21 protein-coding genes and 1 riboswitch are annotated in these 19,609 nt (G+C 65.8%); of the genes, 7 read left to right on the forward strand and 14 right to left on the reverse strand.

Going from position 1 to position 19,609, the window contains the following annotated elements; all coding sequences use genetic code 11:
• Positions 1–6: 6 nt before the first annotated feature.
• From E4K09_RS00950 to coxB, 10 genes are all read right to left on the reverse strand, one after another.
• Positions 7–1,290, reverse strand: a complete 1,284-nt coding sequence (locus tag E4K09_RS00950) for a M16 family metallopeptidase (protein ID WP_134494363.1) — start codon at positions 1,288–1,290, stop codon at positions 7–9.
• Positions 1,287–2,702 (reverse strand): threonine synthase, encoded by a 1,416-nt coding sequence (gene thrC / locus E4K09_RS00955; protein WP_134494365.1) that lies wholly within the window; start codon positions 2,700–2,702, stop codon positions 1,287–1,289. The genes E4K09_RS00950 and thrC overlap by 4 nt, the downstream gene beginning before the upstream one ends.
• Positions 2,703–2,774: 72 nt before the next feature.
• The gene (locus tag E4K09_RS00960) at positions 2,775–3,518 is read right to left on the reverse strand and encodes an SURF1 family protein (RefSeq protein WP_134494367.1); all 744 of its coding nucleotides are present in this window, start codon (positions 3,516–3,518) and stop codon (positions 2,775–2,777) included.
• Entirely contained in the window at positions 3,518–3,886 is a 369-nt protein-coding gene (locus E4K09_RS00965; RefSeq protein ID WP_134494369.1) for a DUF983 domain-containing protein, read from the reverse strand. The genes E4K09_RS00960 and E4K09_RS00965 overlap by 1 nt, the downstream gene beginning before the upstream one ends.
• A gap of 116 nt (positions 3,887–4,002) precedes the next feature.
• A complete protein-coding gene (locus E4K09_RS00970; RefSeq protein WP_134494371.1) occupies positions 4,003–4,860 on the reverse strand; it encodes a cytochrome c oxidase subunit 3 in 858 nt (285 codons plus the stop codon).
• A 68-nt stretch (positions 4,861–4,928) separates the two neighbouring features.
• On the reverse strand, positions 4,929–5,519 hold the full coding sequence (locus tag E4K09_RS00975) for a cytochrome c oxidase assembly protein (RefSeq protein WP_134494373.1): 591 nt from the start codon (positions 5,517–5,519) through the stop codon (positions 4,929–4,931).
• A 12-nt stretch (positions 5,520–5,531) separates the two neighbouring features.
• Positions 5,532–5,693 (reverse strand): hypothetical protein, encoded by a 162-nt coding sequence (locus E4K09_RS28655; protein WP_166802087.1) that lies wholly within the window; start codon positions 5,691–5,693, stop codon positions 5,532–5,534.
• Between the two features lie 5 nt (positions 5,694–5,698).
• Positions 5,699–6,655, reverse strand: a complete 957-nt coding sequence (locus E4K09_RS00980) for a heme o synthase (protein WP_134494375.1) — start codon at positions 6,653–6,655, stop codon at positions 5,699–5,701.
• Between the two features lie 134 nt (positions 6,656–6,789).
• Positions 6,790–8,409 (reverse strand): cytochrome c oxidase subunit I, encoded by a 1,620-nt coding sequence (ctaD, locus tag E4K09_RS00985; RefSeq protein ID WP_134494377.1) that lies wholly within the window; start codon positions 8,407–8,409, stop codon positions 6,790–6,792.
• A gap of 31 nt (positions 8,410–8,440) precedes the next feature.
• Positions 8,441–9,295, reverse strand: coding sequence for a cytochrome c oxidase subunit II (gene coxB / locus E4K09_RS00990; RefSeq protein WP_134494379.1), 855 nt, complete (start codon positions 9,293–9,295; stop codon positions 8,441–8,443).
• Between the two features lie 316 nt (positions 9,296–9,611).
• Here coxB and E4K09_RS00995 point away from each other — a divergent pair, with 316 nt between their 5' ends.
• On the forward strand, positions 9,612–10,124 hold the full coding sequence (locus tag E4K09_RS00995) for an invasion associated locus B family protein (protein WP_134494381.1): 513 nt from the start codon (positions 9,612–9,614) through the stop codon (positions 10,122–10,124).
• 30 nt (positions 10,125–10,154) lie between these two features.
• Complete coding sequence (locus E4K09_RS01000; protein WP_134494383.1) at positions 10,155–10,730, forward strand: hypothetical protein; 576 nt, start codon at positions 10,155–10,157, stop codon at positions 10,728–10,730.
• 23 nt (positions 10,731–10,753) lie between these two features.
• Here E4K09_RS01000 and E4K09_RS01005 read toward each other — a convergent pair whose 3' ends face one another.
• Positions 10,754–12,058: a hemolysin family protein gene (locus E4K09_RS01005; RefSeq protein ID WP_134494385.1), complete on the reverse strand. Its 1,305-nt coding sequence runs from the start codon at positions 12,056–12,058 to the stop codon at positions 10,754–10,756.
• A gap of 166 nt (positions 12,059–12,224) precedes the next feature.
• Positions 12,225–12,320, forward strand: a riboswitch (glycine riboswitch).
• Between the two features lie 159 nt (positions 12,321–12,479).
• Between E4K09_RS01005 and gcvT the strand changes: the two genes are divergently transcribed.
• Genes gcvT through gcvPB form a run of 5 tightly spaced genes read left to right on the forward strand, consistent with a single transcriptional unit; the run spans position 12,480 to position 17,519 of the window.
• Entirely contained in the window at positions 12,480–13,628 is a 1,149-nt protein-coding gene (gcvT, locus tag E4K09_RS01010; protein WP_134494387.1) for a glycine cleavage system aminomethyltransferase GcvT, read from the forward strand.
• A gap of 19 nt (positions 13,629–13,647) precedes the next feature.
• A complete protein-coding gene (gene gcvH / locus E4K09_RS01015; protein WP_134494389.1) occupies positions 13,648–14,022 on the forward strand; it encodes a glycine cleavage system protein GcvH in 375 nt (124 codons plus the stop codon).
• A 16-nt stretch (positions 14,023–14,038) separates the two neighbouring features.
• Positions 14,039–14,515 carry an OsmC family protein gene (locus tag E4K09_RS01020; protein ID WP_134494391.1) on the forward strand — a complete coding sequence of 159 codons (477 nt, stop codon included), beginning with the start codon at positions 14,039–14,041 and terminating at the stop codon, positions 14,513–14,515.
• Between the two features lie 17 nt (positions 14,516–14,532).
• Positions 14,533–15,873, forward strand: coding sequence for an aminomethyl-transferring glycine dehydrogenase subunit GcvPA (gene gcvPA / locus E4K09_RS01025; RefSeq protein ID WP_134494393.1), 1,341 nt, complete (start codon positions 14,533–14,535; stop codon positions 15,871–15,873).
• Positions 15,873–17,519: an aminomethyl-transferring glycine dehydrogenase subunit GcvPB gene (gene gcvPB, locus E4K09_RS01030; RefSeq protein ID WP_244610298.1), complete on the forward strand. Its 1,647-nt coding sequence runs from the start codon at positions 15,873–15,875 to the stop codon at positions 17,517–17,519. Before gcvPA ends, gcvPB begins: the two co-directional genes overlap by 1 nt.
• Before the next feature lie 173 nt (positions 17,520–17,692).
• On the opposite strand, the gene E4K09_RS01035 is transcribed toward gcvPB, so the two are convergent.
• The 3 genes from E4K09_RS01035 to E4K09_RS01045 all read right to left on the reverse strand — a co-directional run bounded on the left by E4K09_RS01035 (position 17,693) and on the right by E4K09_RS01045 (position 19,471).
• Positions 17,693–18,343, reverse strand: coding sequence for an HAD family hydrolase (locus E4K09_RS01035; RefSeq protein WP_134494395.1), 651 nt, complete (start codon positions 18,341–18,343; stop codon positions 17,693–17,695).
• Between the two features lie 65 nt (positions 18,344–18,408).
• On the reverse strand, positions 18,409–18,903 hold the full coding sequence (locus E4K09_RS01040) for a F0F1 ATP synthase subunit B family protein (RefSeq protein ID WP_134494397.1): 495 nt from the start codon (positions 18,901–18,903) through the stop codon (positions 18,409–18,411).
• Positions 18,904–18,916: 13 nt separating this feature from the next.
• Positions 18,917–19,471 carry a F0F1 ATP synthase subunit B family protein gene (locus tag E4K09_RS01045; protein WP_134494399.1) on the reverse strand — a complete coding sequence of 185 codons (555 nt, stop codon included), beginning with the start codon at positions 19,469–19,471 and terminating at the stop codon, positions 18,917–18,919.
• Positions 19,472–19,609: the final 138 nt, after the last annotated feature.

Genomic DNA, 19,609 nt, shown 5'->3' on the forward strand with positions numbered 1-19,609 from the left:
CCGAAATCAGCCGCGCAAACCTGCCGTGATGGCCTCGAGGGAGGGCAGTCCCTTGATCGGACCGATGGCCGCCACGGTCGGGTTCCCCTGCAGGAGGCGATGCCCGGCCTCGCGCACGTGACCCTCGTCGAGAGCGTCCACTTTCCGGACGATCTCGTCGCTTTCCACGATCCGGCCCCACGAGAGAAGTTGGCGCGCCATGCGTTCGATCCGCCCGCCGGGCGTTTCGAGCGCCGTCAGCAGAGCCACCTTCATCTGCGCTTTGGCGCGCACCATCTCGATTTCGCTGATGTCCTGCGCCGCCTGGCGCATGCAGGCGAGCGTGACCTTCGTGAACTCGCTCACATCCGCCCCTGCCGTTCCGGCCCCGATGCCGAACAGGCCGCAATCGGAAAAGGGCCAGTGGAAGGAATCGACGGAATAGGCGAGGCCGCGGGTTTCACGCACCTCGTGCCAGAGACGGGAGGTCAGGCCTCCGCCGAAGATATGGGCGAAGAGGTGGGTCGCGTAATAGCCGGGATCCTTGAACGACAATCCCGGCAGGCCGAGCACGATGTTGGCCTGTTCGAGCCTGCGTGCGAGCCGGCGCTCGCCGCCCGTGTAATGTCCTGTCTCGGGCGAACGGGCCTCGACGGCCGGCATCGCCCCGAAGAGGCGCTCCGCGGCATCGACGATCTGCGCATGGTCCACGTTGCCGGCGGCGGCGAGCACCATCTTGGCAGGAATGTACTCGCGGGCCAGGAAGGCCCGGATGGTCTCGGCGTCGAAGCTCCTGATCGTCTCGGGCGTGCCGAGGATGGGACGCCCCACGGGCTGGCCCGCGAAGGCCGTTTCCATGAAGGCGTCGTAGATCAGATCGTCCGGCGTGTCCTCGACGGCGGCGTATTCCTGGAGGATGACGCCTTTCTCGCGGGCGAGTTCGGCCTCGTCAAAGACAGAGTTGATGAGGATGTCGCCGAGCACGTCGAGGGCGACGTCCACGTTCTCGCCCAGCACGCGCGCCGTGTAGCTCGTGTATTCCACGCTGGTCGCGGCGTTGATGTCGCCGCCGACATTCTCGATGTCCTCGGCGATCTGGCGCGCCGAACGGCGCGCCGTGCCCTTGAAGGCCATGTGCTCGATGAGATGCGATAGGCCGTGCTCATGGGCCTGCTCGTGCCGCGATCCGGTGCCGACCCACACGCCGAGGGTGGCGGTGGCGATTTCCGGCATCTGCTCGGTCGCGACCGTCAGGCCGTTGGACAACCGCGTGATGTCGACCCGCTTCTCGCGGATGAAGTGCTGGTTCATGCAGCGACGCCTTTGACCGCCCGGGCACGCTCTCGGATGAAGCGCTCCACCCCGGCCTGATCGTTGGGAAGAACGGTGAAGCTCTCGTTGCGCTCCATCAGATCAGCCATGTGCGGCGGAAGTGCGGGGCGCACCCCCGTGGCGCGCTCGACCGCGCCGGGGAACTTCGCCGGATGGGCGGTGGAAAGGGCCACCACGGGCACTTCGGGCCTGTCCCTCAGCAGGGCGCGGCCCGCGCGGGTGCCGACGGCGCTGTGCGGATCGAGCACATAGCCGGTCGCGCGGTAGGTGCGGGCCATCTCGTCGGCCACGTTCGCCTCGTTCACGGCCTGGGCCGAGAACTCCTCGCGGATGCGGGCGAGAGGAGCCGCCTCGATCAGGAAGGAGTGCGACTGGCTCAAGGCAGCCATCAGGCGGCGGATCGCCTCGCCGTCGCGGCCATAGGCCTCGAACAGCAGGCGTTCGAAATTGGAGGAGATCTGGATGTCCATGGACGGCGAGGTCGTGGGTTCGACCCCCTTGATCTCGTAGGAGCCCGCATGGAGCGTGCGCGCCAGGATGTCGTTGGCGTTGGTGCCGATCATCAGCCGGTCGACCGGCAGGCCCATGCGCTTGGCGACCCAACCCGCAAGGATGTCGCCGAAATTGCCGGTGGGCACGGAGAAGGAAACCGGACGGTGCGGCCCGCCGAGCGCCACGGCGGCGGTGAAATAGTACACGGCCTGCGCCGCCACCCGCGCCCAGTTGATGGAGTTCACGCCCGAGAGCTGCAGCTCGTCACGGAAGCGGGCATTGTTGAACATGCCCTTCACCATGGTCTGGCAGTCGTCGAAGGTGCCCTCGACCGCCAGGGCATGGACGTTGGGCGAGGCGACCGTCGTCATCTGGCGGCGCTGAACCTCCGACACGCGGCCGTGCGGGTAGAGGATGAAGATGTCGACCTGGTCGAGGCCCTTGAACGCCTCGACCGCGGCGCTGCCCGTATCGCCCGAGGTTGCGCCGACGATGGTGGCGCGGGCCCCGCGCGCCTTCAGCACGTGGTCCATGAGGCGGCCGAGCAGCTGCATCGCCACGTCCTTGAAGGCAAGGGTGGGGCCATGGAAGAGTTCGAGCACGAAGAGGTTGTCGCCGAGCTGGGTCAGCGGGCAGACGGCTTCGTGCCGGAAGGAGGCATACGCCTCGTCGATCATGCGATGGAGATCGGCCGCCGGGATATCGCCGTCCACCAGCGGGCCGAGCACGGCCTTCGCGACCTCCGCATAGGGACGACCGGCAAAGCCGCTGATCGTGTCCGCCGGCAGGCTTGGCCATTTTTCCGGCATGTAGAGGCCGCCATCCCGGGCGAGGCCGGTCAGAAGGGCGTCGGAAAAGCCAAGCGCGGGAGCCTCCCCGCGGGTCGAGACATGGAGCATGGTCAATCTCCTGAAAATGCGGCCGGACAATAGGTGGCGCGGGAGGCGGCGGCAAGCCGCTTCAACACCGCATCAGCCTCTGATGCGCTTCCAGGCGAAGGCTGCGAAGACGCCGATGAGGGTCAGGGCGATGCCGTACCAGGTCAGGGCGTATTGCAGGTGGTTGTTTGGCAGGGTGAGCTGGGTCTGCCCGCCGCGTGGCCAGCCGCCGGGATGGGGCGTGGCATCGGCGTCGACGAGGAAGGGGGCGACGCGCTCGAGGCCGCGGGCCTCGGCGATCGCCTGCGGGTCGCGGGCAAACCACGTGTTCTTGGCGGGGTCGTCGTTCGGCGTGAAGAGATTCCGCGCCTCCGGCGCCCGCACCAGCCCGGTGATGGTCACCTCGCCCTCGGGCTGGCCCTGGGGCCGGGTCGCCGGGTCCTTCATCTCGATCGGCACGATGCCCCGGTTGACCATCACGATCGCCCCGGTGGAGAGCCTGAGCGGCGTGATGATGTAATAGCCCTGGAGCGGCGCTCCCTGCCGGGCTCCGGGTGCGAGCCCATAGACCGGCGCTTCCAGGTCGTGCAGGAAGGTGCCGGTCACCCGGACCTTCCGGAACTCGTCCTGGTCCGCGCGCCAGCCGGCCCATTCCGATTCGGGCAGAATGGCGCCGGGCTCCCCATAGGCGCGGGCCTCGATCTGCCCGATCAGGCCGTCCTTCCAGGCCTTGCGCTGGAGCTGCCATGTGCCGAGACCGAGAAGGATCGCGAGCGCCACGAGCGTGGCGAGGCCCGGCACGATCAGGGAGCGGATGTTGCGGGACGAGGCCGTCACTACCGGAAGCGTCCTTCCTCGGCCTTGTGATGGTATTGCAGGTTCACCAGAACGCCCTTGAGCGGCCGCACGAGGACGAGGCTCATGATGATGCTCAGGGCCGTCCAAATGACCAGGTGGAGCCAGATCGGCGGGGCATAGGCGAATTCGACCCAGAGGGCGAGCGCCACCACCACGATTCCCACGATGGACATGACGAAGAAGGCCGGGCCGTCGCCGGTATCGGCGAAGGCGAGATCGAGGCCGCAGACTTCGCATTTCGGCCGAACCTTCAGGTAGCCTTCGAAGACATGTCCCTTGCCGCAGCGGGGGCACAGGCCTTTGAGGCCGGTGGAGACGGGGGAGGGTGCGGAAGGGTCATAGGCCACGGCTTTTCTCCGAATGGGTTGCCGGTCAACGAACTCCAAACCGGATAGTGCCGGGGAGCCTGAAAAGCGAAGGGCGGCCCGGAAGCCGCCCTGTCCAAGTTTGATCGTGAGCGGCTTTAGTGCCCGGCTGCGCTTCCGCCGAAGCCCCACACGTAGATTGCAGCGAAGAGGAAGAGCCACACCACGTCAACGAAGTGCCAGTACCAGGCGGCGAACTCGAAGCCGAGATGCTGCTTGGGCGTGAAGTCGCCGCGATAGGCGCGCAGCAGGCAGACGGCGAGGAAGACCGTGCCGATGATCACGTGCGCGCCATGGAAGCCCGTCGCCATGAAGAAGGTGGCGCCGTAGATGTTGCCGCTGAAGCCGAAGGCGGCGTGGCTGTACTCGTAGGCCTGCACGAAGCTGAACACGATGCCGAGGATGACCGTGAGCCACAGGCCGGCCTTGAGGCCCTGGCGGTCGTTGTGCAGGAGCGCGTGGTGCGCCCAGGTGACCGTGGTGCCGGAGGTCAGCAGGATCAGGGTGTTGAGCAGCGGCAGGTGCCAGGGATCGAAGGTCTCGATGCCTTTCGGGGGCCACACGCCGCCGAGAGCCTCGACGCGCGAGTAGAGCTGCGGGTCGCCGGCATAGAGGGCGGCGTCGAAATAGGCCCAGAACCAGGCGGCGAAGAACATCACCTCGGAGGCGATGAACATGATCATGCCGTAGCGGTGATGCAGCTGGACCACCCGGGTGTGCGAGCCGGTATTGGCCTCGCGCACCACGTCGCTCCACCAGCTCAGCATGGTGTAGAGCACGCCGATGATGCCGGCGCCGAAGATGTAGGCACCCAGGTGCATGCCGCCGATGGTGATGTCCTTCCACCAGGTCACGAACCCGGAAGCCATCAGGAAGGCGCTGACCGCGCCGATGAGCGGCCACGGGCTCGGTTCAAGAATGTGATAGTCGTGGTTCTTGGCGTGGGCCTCGGCCATTGTCTGTCGTCTCCGTGCCTCGATTGTGACCTCGCTTTAAGACGTTTCTGTCCAGCTTGTCACGTCCCTTATTGAGCGATGGTTTTGGTGGATGAGGTCGCCTCCGCCACCGGCTTGCCCGCCTTGGACGGGAAGTAGGTGTAGGACAGCGTGATGGAAGAAAGATCCTTCACGTCGGGATCCTGCGCCAGGCGCGGATCGACATAGAACACGACCGCCGATTCCAGGGTTTCCCCCGGCTGCAGGGTCTGCTCGGTGAAGCAGAAGCATTCGAGCTTCGAGAAATAGGTTCCCGCCAGATCCGGCTGCACATTGTAGGTCGCGATGCCGGTGGCGGGCTTGTCGCCCGTGTTGGTGACCTTGTAGGTGACCGTGGTGGTCTCGCCGAGCTTGACCGAAACCTGCGGCGTCTCGGGCGAGAAGCTCCAGCTCAGGCCGGGAGCCACGTTGGAATCGAAGCGCACGGTGATCGTCCGGTCCATGATTTCGGACGCATTGCTGCTGCGCACGACGGGCGTGCCGTCGAAGCCGGTCACCTTGCAGAACAGGTCGTAGAGGGGCACCGAGGCATAGGCGAGCCCGACCATACCCACGGCAACGCCCAGGCAGGCGAAGGCCGTGCGGTGCATCTTCCGTTGGATGTGCGGGATGTCGGCCATGCTCAGCTCATCTCACAGCGGGCGGTTCAGAACCTGAGGGCCCAGCTTCGCGATCGTGATCGCGAACAGCAGGATGCACAGGATCCCGAGGGTGAGGCCCAGGGCGATCGAGCGCCGCCTGCGGCGCTGCTGCTCCTCGGGGGTGAGGCGGTAGGATGAATTTCGATCCGTCATGCTCCTCACCCCAGAACCGGATGGAAGAAGCCGAAGCCATGCTCGGCAAGCAGCGTGGCGAACAGCAAGAACAGGTAAAGGATCGAGAAGCCGAAGAGTTGCTGGGCCACGCGCATGGCGGGCTCGCCCTGCCGCAGGCGATAAACCTGGATCGCGAGCGCCAGCATGCCGAGACCGCCGACGAGCGAGACGATCGCATAGGCGAGGCCGCCGAATCCCATGGCGACCGGCACCATGCCGAGCGGAGCGAGCAGCACCGTATAGGCGAGGATCTGGAAGCGGGTCGAATCTGGGCCGGCGACGTTGGGCATCATGGGAATGCCCGCGCGCTCGTAGTCGCTCGACTTCACCAGGGCCAGCGCCCAGAAATGGGGCGGCGTCCACATGAAGATGATGGCGAAGAGAACGATGCTGTCCCATGCCACGTGGCCGGTGACGGCGGCCTGCGCCACGACCGGCGGGAGGGCGCCCGCGGCGCCGCCGATCACGATGTTCTGCGGCGTCGAGCGCTTCAGCCACATGGAATAGATGACCACGTAGAAGAAGATGGTGAAGGCCAGGAGGCCCGCGGCGAGCCAGTTGCTGGCAAGCCCCAGGATCAGCACCGAGCCCGCGGTGAGCGAGAGGCCGAACGCGAGAGCCTCGCCGGGCTGGATCTTGCCGGCGGGAATCGGGCGCTTGCGCGTGCGCGTCATCACCGCGTCGATATCCGCATCCCACCACATGTTAAGGCAGCCGGACGCGCCGCCGCCGACGGCGATCATCAGGAGGGACACGAAGGCCAGCACGGGGTTCACGTCCGGATGGCTGACGACCATCCCGACGAGCGCCGTGAACACGACGAGAAACATCACCCGAGGCTTCAGAAGGGCGAAGAAGTCGGACACGTCGCCCTGGGAGAGGCCGGTTCGGTCGAGGCTCTCGGCGTGGGATTCGGTCAAACTGTTCGACAGGGTGTTCATATCCAATGATCTTCCGAAACGCTGAAGGATGAGGCGAGAGCGCCTCCTGATGTCAGCTCCTCGCCGGAAGGCTCGAGCGAACGCTCGAGCCCTCGGGGGAGGAGCGGGCGGCGATGGCCGCCCGGCCCGCTGGATTAGTGGCCCGTATCGACGATGCGGGGCAGGGTCTCGAACTGGTGGAACGGAGGCGGAGAGGACAGGGTCCATTCCAGCGTCGTGGCACCTTCGCCCCACGGGTTGCCGGCAGCCTTTTCCTTGCGGACGAAGGCGTAGATCACGCCGCCGATGAAGACGAACAGACCGGCGAAGAAGATGTAGGAGCCGATCGAGGACACCATGTTCCAGCCCGCGAAGGCATCCGGGTAGTCCGCATAGCGGCGCGGCATGCCGGACAGGCCGAGGAAGTGCATCGGGAAGAACAGCACGTTGGCGCCGATGAAGGCGATCCAGAAGTGCAGCTGACCGATCCATTCGGGCATCACGTAGCCGGTGATCTTCGGGAACCAGTAGTACATGGCGGCGAAGATCACGAACACGGCGCCGAGCGACAGCACGTAGTGGAAGTGAGCCACCACGTAGTAGGTGTCGTGCATGTAGCGGTCGACGGGAGCGTTCGCGAGCACGACGCCGGTGACGCCGCCGACCGTGAACAGGAACACGAAGCCCACCGCCCACTGCATGGCCGCCGTGAAGCGGATGGAGCCGCCCCACATGGTGGCGATCCACGAGAAGATCTTCACGCCGGTGGGAACCGCAATCACCATCGTGGCGAACACGAAGTAGGCCTGCGTCTGCAGCGACAGGCCGACCGTGTACATGTGGTGCGCCCACACGACGAAGCCGACGACGCCGATCGCCACCATGGCGTAGGCCATGCCGAGATAGCCGAAGATCGGCTTCTTGGAGAAGGTGGAGATGATGTGGGACACAATGCCGAAGGCCGGCAGGATCATGATGTACACTTCGGGATGGCCGAAGAACCAGAACAGGTGCTGGTAGAGCACCGGATCGCCGCCGCCGGCCGGATCGAAGAAGGTCGTGCCGAAGTTGCGGTCGGTGAGCAGCATCGTGATCGCGCCCGCGAGAACCGGCAGCGACAGGAGCAGCAGGAACGCGGTCACCAGCATGGACCAGGCGAAGAGCGGCATCTTGTGCAGCGTCATGCCCGGAGCGCGCATGTTGAGGATCGTCGTGATGAAGTTGATCGCGCCCAGGATCGAGGCCGCACCGGCGAGGTGGAGGGCCAGGATGCCGAAGTCGAGCGCGGGACCCGGGTGCCCGACGGTCGAGAGCGGCGGATACACGGTCCAGCCGCCGCCGAAGCCGAGCGAACCCGGAGCACCCTCGACGAAGAGCGACAGGAGCATGAGGCCGAAGGCCGAAACCGTGAGCCAGAACGAAATGTTGTTCATCCGCGGGAAGGCCATGTCGGGCGCGCCGATCATGATCGGGATGAACCAGTTGCCGAAGCCGCCGATCAGGGTGGGCATCACCATGAAGAACACCATGATGAGGCCGTGGCCCGTCACGAAGACGTTGAAGGCCTGCGGATTGGAGAAGAACTGCAGTCCGGGCTCCTGGAGCTCCAGGCGCATGGCGATCGACAGAATTCCGCCGATGATGCCGGCCGTGAATCCGAAGATCAGGTAGAGGGTGCCGATATCCTTGTGGTTCGTGGAATAGAACCAGCGGCGCCAGAAGCCGGGAAGATGATCGTGGTGATCCGCGTGAGCGGCATCAGCTGCATGTGCCATGATGCGACCTCTAGGTCCTTGCTTTACTAGATTACTGAGCGTTCGCGAACTTGAGCTGGCCTGAGCCGTCCGTGGAAGCATAACGCTGCTTCGCCTCGGTCAGCCAAGCGGCATATTGCTGCTCGCTCACGACGCGGATTTCGATCGGCATATAGGGGTGACCGTTGCCGCAGAGCTCCGAGCACTGGCCGTAATAGACGCCTTCCTTCTCGGCCTTGAACCAGGTTTCGTTCAGGCGGCCGGGAATGGCGTCGACCTTGATGTAGAAGGACGGCAGGGCGAAGGCGTGGATCACGTCGGCCGACGTGACCTGAACGCGCACGACCTTGCCGACCGGCACGACCATGGCGTTGTCGGCGCCCAGAAGGCGCGGCTGGTCCGGCTTCAGGGCATTGGCGTCGGTGATCATGTTCGAGTCGAACTTGAAGCCGCCCTGATCGGCCGGGTACTCGTAGCCCCAGTACCAGGAATACCCCGTGGCCTTGATCACGACATCGGCCTGCGGCGGAACCAGCTGCTGGCGGAGGAGGCGGAAGGAGGGGATGGCGATCGCCACGAGGATCAGCACCGGAATGATCGTCCAGGCCACCTCGAGGAGGGTGTTGTGGGTGGTCCGGGAGGGAACCGGGTTCTTCCGCTCGTTGAAGCGGGCGATGATCACCAGGAGCAGCGCCAGCACGAACAGGCAGATCGCCGCGATCAGCCAGACCAGGTAGGTGTGGAAGTTGGACACGCTCTGTCCCAACTCGGTCACCATCTCCTGCATGCCGGTTTCCCAGGGGGAGGGGCGGCCTGCGGCAGCCCATGCCTCACTTATGCCCAACACAAGTGCGACCGCTGCCGTGGAGAGGGCGGTCACCGATCGACGTCCATTCTCGATCCGCATCGGCGTTCCAAAGCTCCTAAAGATATGGTGGCCGGACGGCCACGAAAGCATAAAGGCGGCGCCCCGGACGTGCGAATAGCGGCGCCCGGCTTGCGCCATCACCTTTGATCCACGTCAAAGACCACAGGACGCGCCGAAGCGCAACGGTTCTCAGGCTGCAATTTGTGCGTCATAACCGCCAAATGCGATTGTGGTCCCGACTTATCCCGCTCTCGCTTGACATTGTAGCCCCTGCCATGGTCCCAACGGGCCAACGATTGGGATCGGAGCGGCCGGGCCGCTGCCTTTGACGCAAGGATTCGAGGAGGAGAGACCGATGGGCGTATCGCGATGGATCCGGTATGGGGCGGCAGCGCTTCTCGGGCTGTCGGCCTCGGCCGCGGCAGGTGGCGTCCATGCCCAGGGCATGGTGAAGAACACCTATGGCGACTGGCAGATGCGCTGCGAAACCCCGGCGGGAGCGACCGCCGAGCAATGCGCCCTCGTCCAGAACGTGGTGGCGGAGGACCGGCCGAACATCACCCTGGTCATTATCGTGCTGAAAACCGCCGATGCGAAAAGCCGCCTTCTGCGCGTCGTGGCGCCGCTGGGTATCCTGTTGCCGTCGGGCCTCGGCCTGAAGATCGATCAGACTGATATCGGCCGGGCGGGATTCGTGCGCTGCCTCGCGACGGGTTGCGTTGCCGAGGTTGTCATGGAAGATAATCTCATCAATCAGATGAAGTCCGGGCAGTCCGCCACCTTCATCGTGTTCCAGACGCCCGAGGAGGGCATCGGCATTCCCGTGTCGTTGAACGGATTCGCGACCGGGTTCGATGCTCTTCCCTAAGGGCAAACATATGAGAGCAGGGGGTCGTTGATGAAGGGTTCGGGTACGAAGGCCAGGGTGGCCATTGCCGTTCTGGGCGTCTCGGTTCTGGCCGGATGCACGACGCCCGGCGAGAGCGGCGGCATGGGCGTTGGCGAGATGCTGCTGACCGGGGGCGCTTCGCGGGCGCCGGTCCAGGCCAGGCCGCTGGACGACGTTTATTGCCCGCCCGTCACGATCTTCGAAGGCGGATCCGCGATCCAGGCTTATTCCGGCGGCCGCGCCGGGGATCCGTCGGCCCTGCGCAGCCAGGTCGCCATCAGCAATCTCGCCCGCGAATGCCAGGGGCAGCCCGACGGATCCACCCTCGTGAAGGTGGGTGTCGAGGCGCGCGCGCTCCTCGGCGGCGGCGGTTCGGCCGGCCGCTACAACGTTCCGGTGCAGTTCATCGTCAAGGACGGCTCGACCGTCATCGCCAACCGCAGCCGCTCCGCCGTGGCGGCCATTCCGGCCGGCGGCACCCAGGCCACCGTGACCGTGGTCGAGGACGGCATCGTGGTTCCTGCGGCCCGCGCCAATACCTTCGAGATCGAGGTCGGTCTCGGCGGGCGAGGCGGGCGCGGCTGAGCCTCGGGCGCTGTCCCGACGCCTTACTGGAGGGCGGCGGAGCCCGCCCTCTGGTTCAAGGGGATGGCGAGCACCTTGTCAATCCGGCGTTCGTCCAGATCGACCACCTCGAAGCGCCATCCCAGCACGTCCACCTGCTCGCCCGTATGGGGCAGGTGCTGCAATTCGCTGATCACCAGGCCGCCGACCGTATGATAGCTGCGGGTTTCCGGCAGGGTGATGCCCAGAACATCCGCCATTTCGTCGACCGGCATGGACCCGGCGAGCAGCCAGGAACCGTCCTCGCGGCGCACGGCGTCGGGTTCGGGCGCCTCGCCGTCGGACCGGAACGCGCCGACGATCGCCTCCAGCGCGTCGGCCGGGGTCACGATGCCTTCGAAATGGCCATATTCGTCATGGACGAGGGCCATGGGCACTTCCGAATCGCGTAAGGTGGCCAGGGCGTCCAGGGCGTAGAGCGTATCGGGAATGATCGGTGCGCTTTGAAGCTGGGCCCGGATGTCCAGGGGTTCGCCGGAGAGCAGGGCGGCCAGAAGCGCGCGCGACTGGACGACACCGATGATGTTGTCCGGTGACCCCTCGCTCACGGGCAGGCGCGAGTGCGGCGTCTCGATCAGGAGAGAGCGGATCGTTTCCTCATCGTCCTCCAGGGCAATCCAGTCCACATCGGTGCGTGGCGTCATGAGCCCGCGCACCGTCCGGTCGCCGAGGCGCAGGACGCCGGAGATCATGCGCCGCTCCTCCTCCTCGATCACGCCCGCGCTCTCGGCTTCGCCCACGAGCATCTTGATCTCCTCTTCCGTCACCGTCGTCTCGTCGCCGGAGGACGGGCCGAACAGGCTGAAGATCAGGCGGGTGGAGGCGTTGAGGAGCCAGACCGCAGGGGCCGCCACCTTCGACAGCACCAGCATCAGCGGAGCCATCGCGCAGGCGATGCCCTCGGGATGGCGCAGGGCGAGCTGCTTGGGCACGAGCTCGCCGACCACGATGGAAAGATAGGTGATGACGCCGATCACGAGCCCGAAGCCCAAGGGCTCCGCCGCGCCCTCCGGCATGCCTTGCGCCATGAGGATCTGGGTCAGCCGGTCTCCCAGGGCCGCACCCGAGAAGGCGCCGGCCAGAATGCCGACCAGGGTGATGCCGATCTGAACCGTCGAGAGGAAACGCCCCGAATCCTCCATGAGGGTGAGGGCCGTGCTGGCCCCGGAGCGGCCCTGTTCGGCCATGGCCTTCAGGCGGGGCCTGCGAGCGGAAACGATGGCGAGTTCTGAAAGGGCGAAGACCCCGTTCAGGGCGACGAGAGCGAGTGCGATGACCAGTTCGAGCAACGGTGCCAGGAGCTGCCGACCGGACCAGGCCGCGCTTTCCCCTTCTGTGAATGATGATTCACCATGAAGGTTTGATCGCCTTCCGTCAATTAACACGGGGAGACGCGCGATGCGGCGCCCTGATTTGTTGACAGGATCCCTTTTCCTCTTCAGAGCTAAGGGGCCGATGATCCCCGCGGAAGAGACCGGGCTTGGATCCAAGCCCGGCGCCGAAGGCGCAACCGCCCCGGAAACGCTCAGGCCAAAGGACCGCGCGGGAGCTGGCACTCTGGAAAGCGGCGACGCTTCGAACGCGTCGCCCACCGACGGGCGTAACCTGCCGCTTCGCGCGGTCGGGGAAATCTCTCAGGTCTCGTGACAGAGGGGGCGCAACGCAGCGGGCCGCAAGGCCCGATGGAACGCGCACCTTTGAGGGAACACGATGGCCGAGCCAGCCAACAGCGACCAGCCGCTTTTGAAAACGCCGCTTCATGACGCGCATGTCGCGCTTGGCGCCCGCATGGTGCCCTTCGCCGGCTACGACATGCCGGTGCAGTACCCCACCGGCATCCTGACCGAGCACAACTGGACCCGCGAGCATGCGGGCCTGTTCGACGTTTCGCACATGGGCCAGGCCTTTCTCGTCGCCGAGGACAAGAACCACGAGACCGTGGCCAGGGCGCTCGAGGCTCTCATTCCCGCCGATGTGCTCAACCTCAAGCCCAACCAGCAGCGCTATTCGCAACTGCTCGCGGACGACGGCGGCATTCTCGACGACCTGATGGTCACGCGGGTCGGCGCGCCGGGCCACGAGGGATGGCTCTATCTCGTGGTGAACGCCTCCATGAAGGAGCAGGACTACGCTCACATCCAGGCCCGCCTGCCGAAGGGCGTGAGCCTGAACCGCAAGGACGGCCTTGGGCTGATGGCTCTGCAGGGTCCTTCCGCGGAAGCCGTTCTGGCGAAGCTTTCGCCCGAGGCTGCCGGGCTCTCCTTCATGATCTCCGCCGATGTTGAGATCGACGGCGTCTGGTGCCACGTGTCCCGCTCGGGCTACACGGGCGAGGACGGATTCGAGATTTCCTGCAAGGCCGAGGATGCGGCGAAGCTCTGGAACAGGCTCCTGTCCGATCCGGAGGTGAAGCCCATCGGTCTCGGCGCGCGCGATTCGCTGCGTCTCGAAGCGGGGCTATGCCTCTACGGCCACGACATCGACACCACCACCTCGCCCATCGAGGCGGGCCTGATCTGGTCGATCCAGAAGCGCCGCCGCGAGGAAGGCGGCTTTCCGGGCGCCGAGCGCGTTCAGCGCGAGATCAAGGACGGGCCCGCTCGCGTGCGGGTCGGCATCCGGCCCGAAGGCCGGGCGCCCGCCCGCGAGGGCACCGTCATCACGACGCCGGACGGCCGCGAGGTCGGGGTGGTGACCTCCGGCGGCTTCGGCCCCACCGTCAACGGTCCCGTGGCCATGGGCTACGTCGCGAGGGACGTGTCGTCTGTGGGCACCGATCTTCATCTCGTCGTTCGCGGCAAGCCGCTGCCTGCAAAGGTGGCCGCCATGCCGTTCGCACCGCATCGCTACAAGCGCTAATTCCCGAGGGAGCACAATCATGACAACGCGCTACACCAAGGACCACGAATATATCCGCGTCGAGGGCGACGCCGGCATCGTGGGCATTTCCGACTATGCACAGGCCCAGCTCGGCGACGTCGTCTTCGTGGAGCTGCCGAGCGTCGGCAAGGCTCTCTCGAAGGGTGACGAAGCCGCCGTCGTCGAGAGCGTGAAGGCCGCGAGCGAAGTGTATGCTCCGGTCTCCGGCGAGGTCGTCGAGGTCAACAGCGAACTCGAAGCCTCGCCCGGCACCGTGAACGAGGACCCGGCCGGTCGCGGCTGGTTCATGAAGATCCGCCTCACGAACGAGAGCGAGCTCGACGGTCTCATGACCGAGGAGCAGTACCAGGATTTCGTGAAGTCGATTTCGTAACACAGAGATCCATCCGATGTCGCACGAATACACGGCCACGGTGCTTTGGATGCGCGGAGAGGGCGAGGCCTTCTCCGACAATAAATACAGTCGTGGGCATCGATGGTCGTTCGACGGCGGCATCGAGGTCATGGCATCGGCGTCACCCTCGGTGGTGCCGCTGCCCCTCTCCCGCGAAGACGCGGTCGATCCGGAGGAGGCGTTCGTGGCGGCTGTGTCGAGCTGCCACATGCTCACCTTCCTGTCGATTGCGGCCAAGAAGCGCTTCGTCGTCGATTCCTACAAAGACAGGGCGCTCGGCGTGATGACGCCGAACGAGAAGGGAAAGCTCTTCGTCTCCAAGGTCACGCTGGATCCGGTGATCGAATTCTCCGGTGACAGGATCCCGACGCCCGAACAGATCGCCGACATGCATCACCTCGCCCACAAGGAATGCTTCATCGCCAACTCTGTTCTCACGGAGATCGTGGTGAAGGGCATTCCCTCGCACTAACCCAAGGTTTTCAACCGATGCGTTATTTGCCTCTTTCCGACACCGACCGCAGCGAGATGCTCGCGCGCATCGGCGTCAAAACGGTGGACGAGCTGTTCGCCGACGTGCCGAAGAACCTGCTCCTGAAGGAGCCGGTCGATCTGCCGCGCCGCAAGGGCGAGCTGGAGGTGGAGCGCATCCTCTCCCGCATGTCGTCGAAGAACGTGGCGGCTTCCTCCGTGCCGTTCTTCGTGGGCGCAGGCGCCTACAAGCACCATGTGCCGGCGACCGTCGATCACCTGATCCAGCGCTCCGAGTTTCTCACGAGCTACACGCCGTATCAGCCTGAGATCGCCCAGGGCACGCTGCAATACCTGTTCGAGTTCCAGACGCAGGTTGCCGCGCTCACCGGCATGGAGGTGGCGAACGCCTCCATGTACGATGGCTCCACGGGCACGGGCGAGGCGGTGCTCATGGCGCACCGCGTCACCAAGCGCCGCAAGGCCGTGCTCTCCGGTGGCCTGCACCCGCACTACGCCGAGGTGGTGCGCACCCTCTCCGACATGGCGAGCGACAGCGTCGTCACCCTGCAACCGGATGTGTCGGGCACCGAGGATATCCTCTCGCAGATCGACGACACCACGTCCTGCGTCGTCGTGCAGTCGCCGGACGTGTTCGGCAACGTGCGCGACCTTGAAGCCATCGCCGAGAAGGCGCACAAGCACGGCGCGCTGCTGATCGCGGTGTTCACGGAAGCCGTGTCGCTCGGTCTCGTGGCCTCGCCGGGCAGCCAGGGCGCGGATATCGTGGTGGGCGAAGGCCAGTCCATCGGCAATGCGCTGAATTTCGGCGGACCTTATGTCGGCCTCTTCGCCACGCAATCGAAGTTCATCCGCCAGATGCCGGGCCGCCTTTGCGGCGAGACGGTGGATGCGGACGGCCATCGTGGTTTCGTGCTGACGCTTTCGACGCGCGAGCAGCATATCCGCCGCGACAAGGCGACCTCGAACATCTGCACCAATTCAGGCCTGTGCTGCCTTGCCTTCACCATCCACATGACGCTGCTCGGCGAGACGGGCCTGAGGCGTCTGGCTCGCGTGAACCATGCAAATGCGATCAAGCTCGCGGACCAGCTTTCCGGCGTGAAGGGCGTCGAGGTTCTCAACAAGACGTTCTTCAACGAGTTCACCGTGAAGCTCGCGAAGCCCGCGGCTGAAGTGGTCGAGCGTCTGGCTGAGAAGGGCGTGCTCGCGGGGGTGCCCGTGTCGCGCTTGCTGCCGGGCGCCGGTCTCGACGACCTGCTGCTCGTGGCCTCCACCGAAGTGAACACCGCTGATGACCGCGCGGCCCTCTGTGCCGCCTTGAAGGAGGTACTGTGATGTTGAACCGCCAGGGACGTCCCTCCGCACCTCAGGCCCACGGCGTGGCCGATCCAGCCGCCGGCATGGGCGATCAGGCCGCTCGCCTGCAGGGCGACGCCAACCGCGCCGCCGGCTCCGCCACCGGTTCTCACCCGACCTTCACCGGCAACAAGGCGCTGGCGCAGATCGAGCCGCTGCTCTTCGAGATCGGCCGCCATGACACGACCGGCGTCGACATCGACGAGCCGGAGGCGTTCGAATCGCGCCTCGGCGGATTGGAACGCAAGGAGGCCATCGGCCTGCCGGGTCTCTCCGAGCCGGAGACCATGCGCCATTACGTGCGCCTGTCTCAGATGAACTACGGCATCGATACGGGCCTGTTCCCGCTCGGCTCCTGCACCATGAAGCACAATGCGCGCCTCAACGAGCGCATGGCGCGCTTGGCCGGTTTCTCGGACGTGCATCCGCTGCAGCCGGTCTCGACCGTCCAGGGCGCGCTGGAGCTCATGAACGAGCTCGGCCGCTATCTCCTTACGCTCACCAACATGACCGCCGTGGCGCTGTCGCCGAAGGCCGGCGCGCACGGGGAACTGTGCGGCATGATGGCGATCAAGGCCGCCATCGAGGCGAAGGGCGAGGGCACGACCCGCAACGTGGTGCTGGTGCCGGATTCCGCGCACGGCACGAACCCGGCCACCGCCGCCCTCATCGGTTTCGTCGTGAAGCCGGTTCCGGCCCGCGAGGACGGCTGGGTGCATGTGGAGGACGTGAAGGAGCGCCTCGGTCCGGACGTGGCCGCGATCATGCTCACGAACCCTAACACGTGCGGCCTCTTCGAGCCGCAGGTCGTGGAGATCGCCAAGGCGATCCACGAGGCAGGAGCCTATTTCTACTGCGATGGCGCGAACTTCAACGCCATCGTCGGCAAGGCGAAGCCCGGGGATCTCGGCGTCGACGCCATGCATATCAACCTGCACAAGACCTTCTCGACCCCGCATGGCGGCGGCGGTCCGGGTTCCGGCCCGGTGGTGCTCTCCGAACGCCTCGCGCCTTACGCGCCCGTGCCGTTCGTGCGCGTCGGCCAGGACGGTTTCGAGCTGGTGGAGCAGGCCTCCGACGCGGCCGAGAAGCCCTTTGGGCGCATGACGGCCTTCCACGGCCAGATGGGCATGTATGTGCGCGCCCTGTCCTACATGCTCTCGCATGGTTCGGACGGCATGAAGCAGGCGTCGGAGGATGCCGTGCTCAACGCCAATTACATCCGCGCGGGCCTCTCCGACCTGATGTCGCTGCCCTTCGGCGACAAGCCGTGCATGCACGAGGTGCTGTTCGACGACGCCTGGCTGAAGGACACGGGCGTGACCACCCTCGACGTGGCGAAGGCCATGATCGACGAGGGCTATCACCCGATGACCATGTACTTCCCGCTGGTGGTGCACGGCGCGATGCTGATCGAGCCGACGGAGTCCGAATCGAAAGCGTCCCTCGACCTCTTCATCGCGACCCTGCGCGACCTCGCCATGGCCGCGAAAAACGGCGACAAGGAACGTTTCACCGGTGCTCCCTACCACGCCCCGCGCCGCCGCCTTGACGAGACCCGCGCCGCGCGTAATCCAGTGCTCAAGTGGACGCCGCCGGTACCGGTGGCCGAGGCTGCGGAGTAAGGTCTTCCAGCGACTCAGCTGTCCGACCTAGCGCCGGGCAGCTTTTGTTTGTCATGGCCGGGTTTGTCGTGGCCATCTCGATGTAGAAGAGCGGAGCGGTTTACAGAGGCGTCATCACCGGCACAGGCCGGTGATGATATGGGAAGAGGCCTAGATTGCCTATGGCGCCTCGGCTAAGGGCAGGCCTGCACCACCCCTGCCAGATCTGCCATCCGCGCCATCGTGACGGGCGCACCCGCCTGGCGCAGCCTCTCCGCGTGGTCCGGCCCGCAATGCCCGCCGCCCGTGAAACCGATGACGCGCATGCCGGCCGCGATCGCCCCCTGAACGCCTGCGGGCGAATCCTCGATCACGAGGCACTCTTCGGGCCGGGCGCCCATCTGCCGGGCCGCGAACAGGAACAGGTCCGGCGCAGGCTTGCCGCGCGCGACCTGGGTGGCGCTGAAGACGTTCTCGAAGAGATCGGCGAGGCCCGTGACGCGCAGGGACAGAGCGATTCGCTCCGGCACGGAGGAGGAGGCGACACAGCGCGGGAAGGGCAGGGAGAGAATCGCATCCCGGACTCCGGCGATCGGCTTCAGGTCCGTCTCGAAGCGGGCGAAGAGGGCATGGTTGATCTGGTCGGCGAAGTCGCCAGGCAGCGTGCATCCGTGATCTGCTTCGATCCGCGCGATCATGTCCCTCATGCTCTTGCCGACGAATTGCCGGGCGATGTCCTCGGCCGTATAAGGCAGGCCGAGCGCCGTCAGAACGTCCGCATCGACCTCGCAGGCGAGAGGCTCGGAATCGACCAGAACGCCGTCGCAATCGAAAATCAGCAGCATGGTGCCTCCAGCAAAAAGGCCGCCTTTGGGGCGGCCTCTGAAATCGTAGTCGATGGGCGGGCCGCTTATTGCAGCTTCGTGCGCACGTCGCTGAGGCCCTGGGTCACCAGCGAGCTCGCGGTGCTGCCGGTGATCTCCTGGCGCAGGACGCGCTCGGACGCCTTGATGGCCGCGTCGATGGCGGCGGCGCGAACCTCGGCGGAGGCCTGCGCTTCGGCCTGTGCGATCTTCGCCTCGGCGGACGCGGTGCGGCGCTTCACGAAGTCGGCCATCTTCTCCTGGGCTTCGCTCGCCAGACGCTCGGCCTCATCCTTGGCGGCGGACACGATGTCGGCGGCCTCGCGCTCGGCTGCGGCGCGCTTGGTCTCGAACTCCCGCAGGAGCTTCTCGGCCTCCTGGCGCAGGCGCTTGGCCTCCGTAAGCTCGTCGGCGATGCGCTTGCCGCGGGAATCGAGCTGGTTCAGCACTTTTCCGGGGACGCCCAGATAGAACATGAGGCCCCAGAAGATGAAGAAGGCGACGGCAACCCAGAACTCGGCGTTACCTAACAAGCCTTGCATGAAAGCCTCCTAATCAGGCGTTGATCTGGTCGAGGGCGGACTCGACCGTCTGCGGGGCCGGAGCCTTGCCGGTCAGGCGCTCGATGATGGCGCTGGCCGTATCGCGCGCGATGCCGCGCACATGGCCCATGGCTTCCGCCTTGCGGGCGGCGATGGTGGCCTCGGATTCGGCGAGGCGCTTGTTGAGATCCGCCTCGAGGGCCTTGCGCCTGGCGTCGCTCTCGGCGGCGAGCTTGGCGCGGGTCTCCTGCGCGAGGGCCTGGGCGCGGCCTTTGGCTTCGGCGAGAGCCTTCTCGTAGGTCGCCCCGGCCTCCTCGGCGCGGGTCTTCATCGCGGCGGCCTCGTCGAGGTCGCGGGCGATCATGGAGCGCCGGTTCTCGATGATGCCGGAGAGGCGCGGCAGGACCAGCTTCGACATCAGGGTGTAGAGCACCGCGAAGGTGATCACCAGCCAGAGGAGCTGGCCGCCGTAGGTTTCGGTCGCGAAGGGCGGGAAGCCGACATCCTCGTGAGCGCCGCCGTGCGCTTGCGTTTCGGCGTGGGTCGTCTGAGCCTGAGCCTGGGCCATGGAGCAGATCCTAAAAGGATGAGTAATCCTGGAGCGTCGTGCCGTCCGGCGCAGCCGGATCGCACGCTCGATCTTATCACCGCATCATGTTCGCGAGGAGCTTGGGCCCGCTTGCGCGCACGATGCCAGAAACAACGA

This window comes from Microvirga pakistanensis, from assembly GCF_004458765.1.
GTDB classification, from domain to species: Bacteria; Pseudomonadota; Alphaproteobacteria; order Rhizobiales; family Beijerinckiaceae; genus Microvirga; species Microvirga pakistanensis.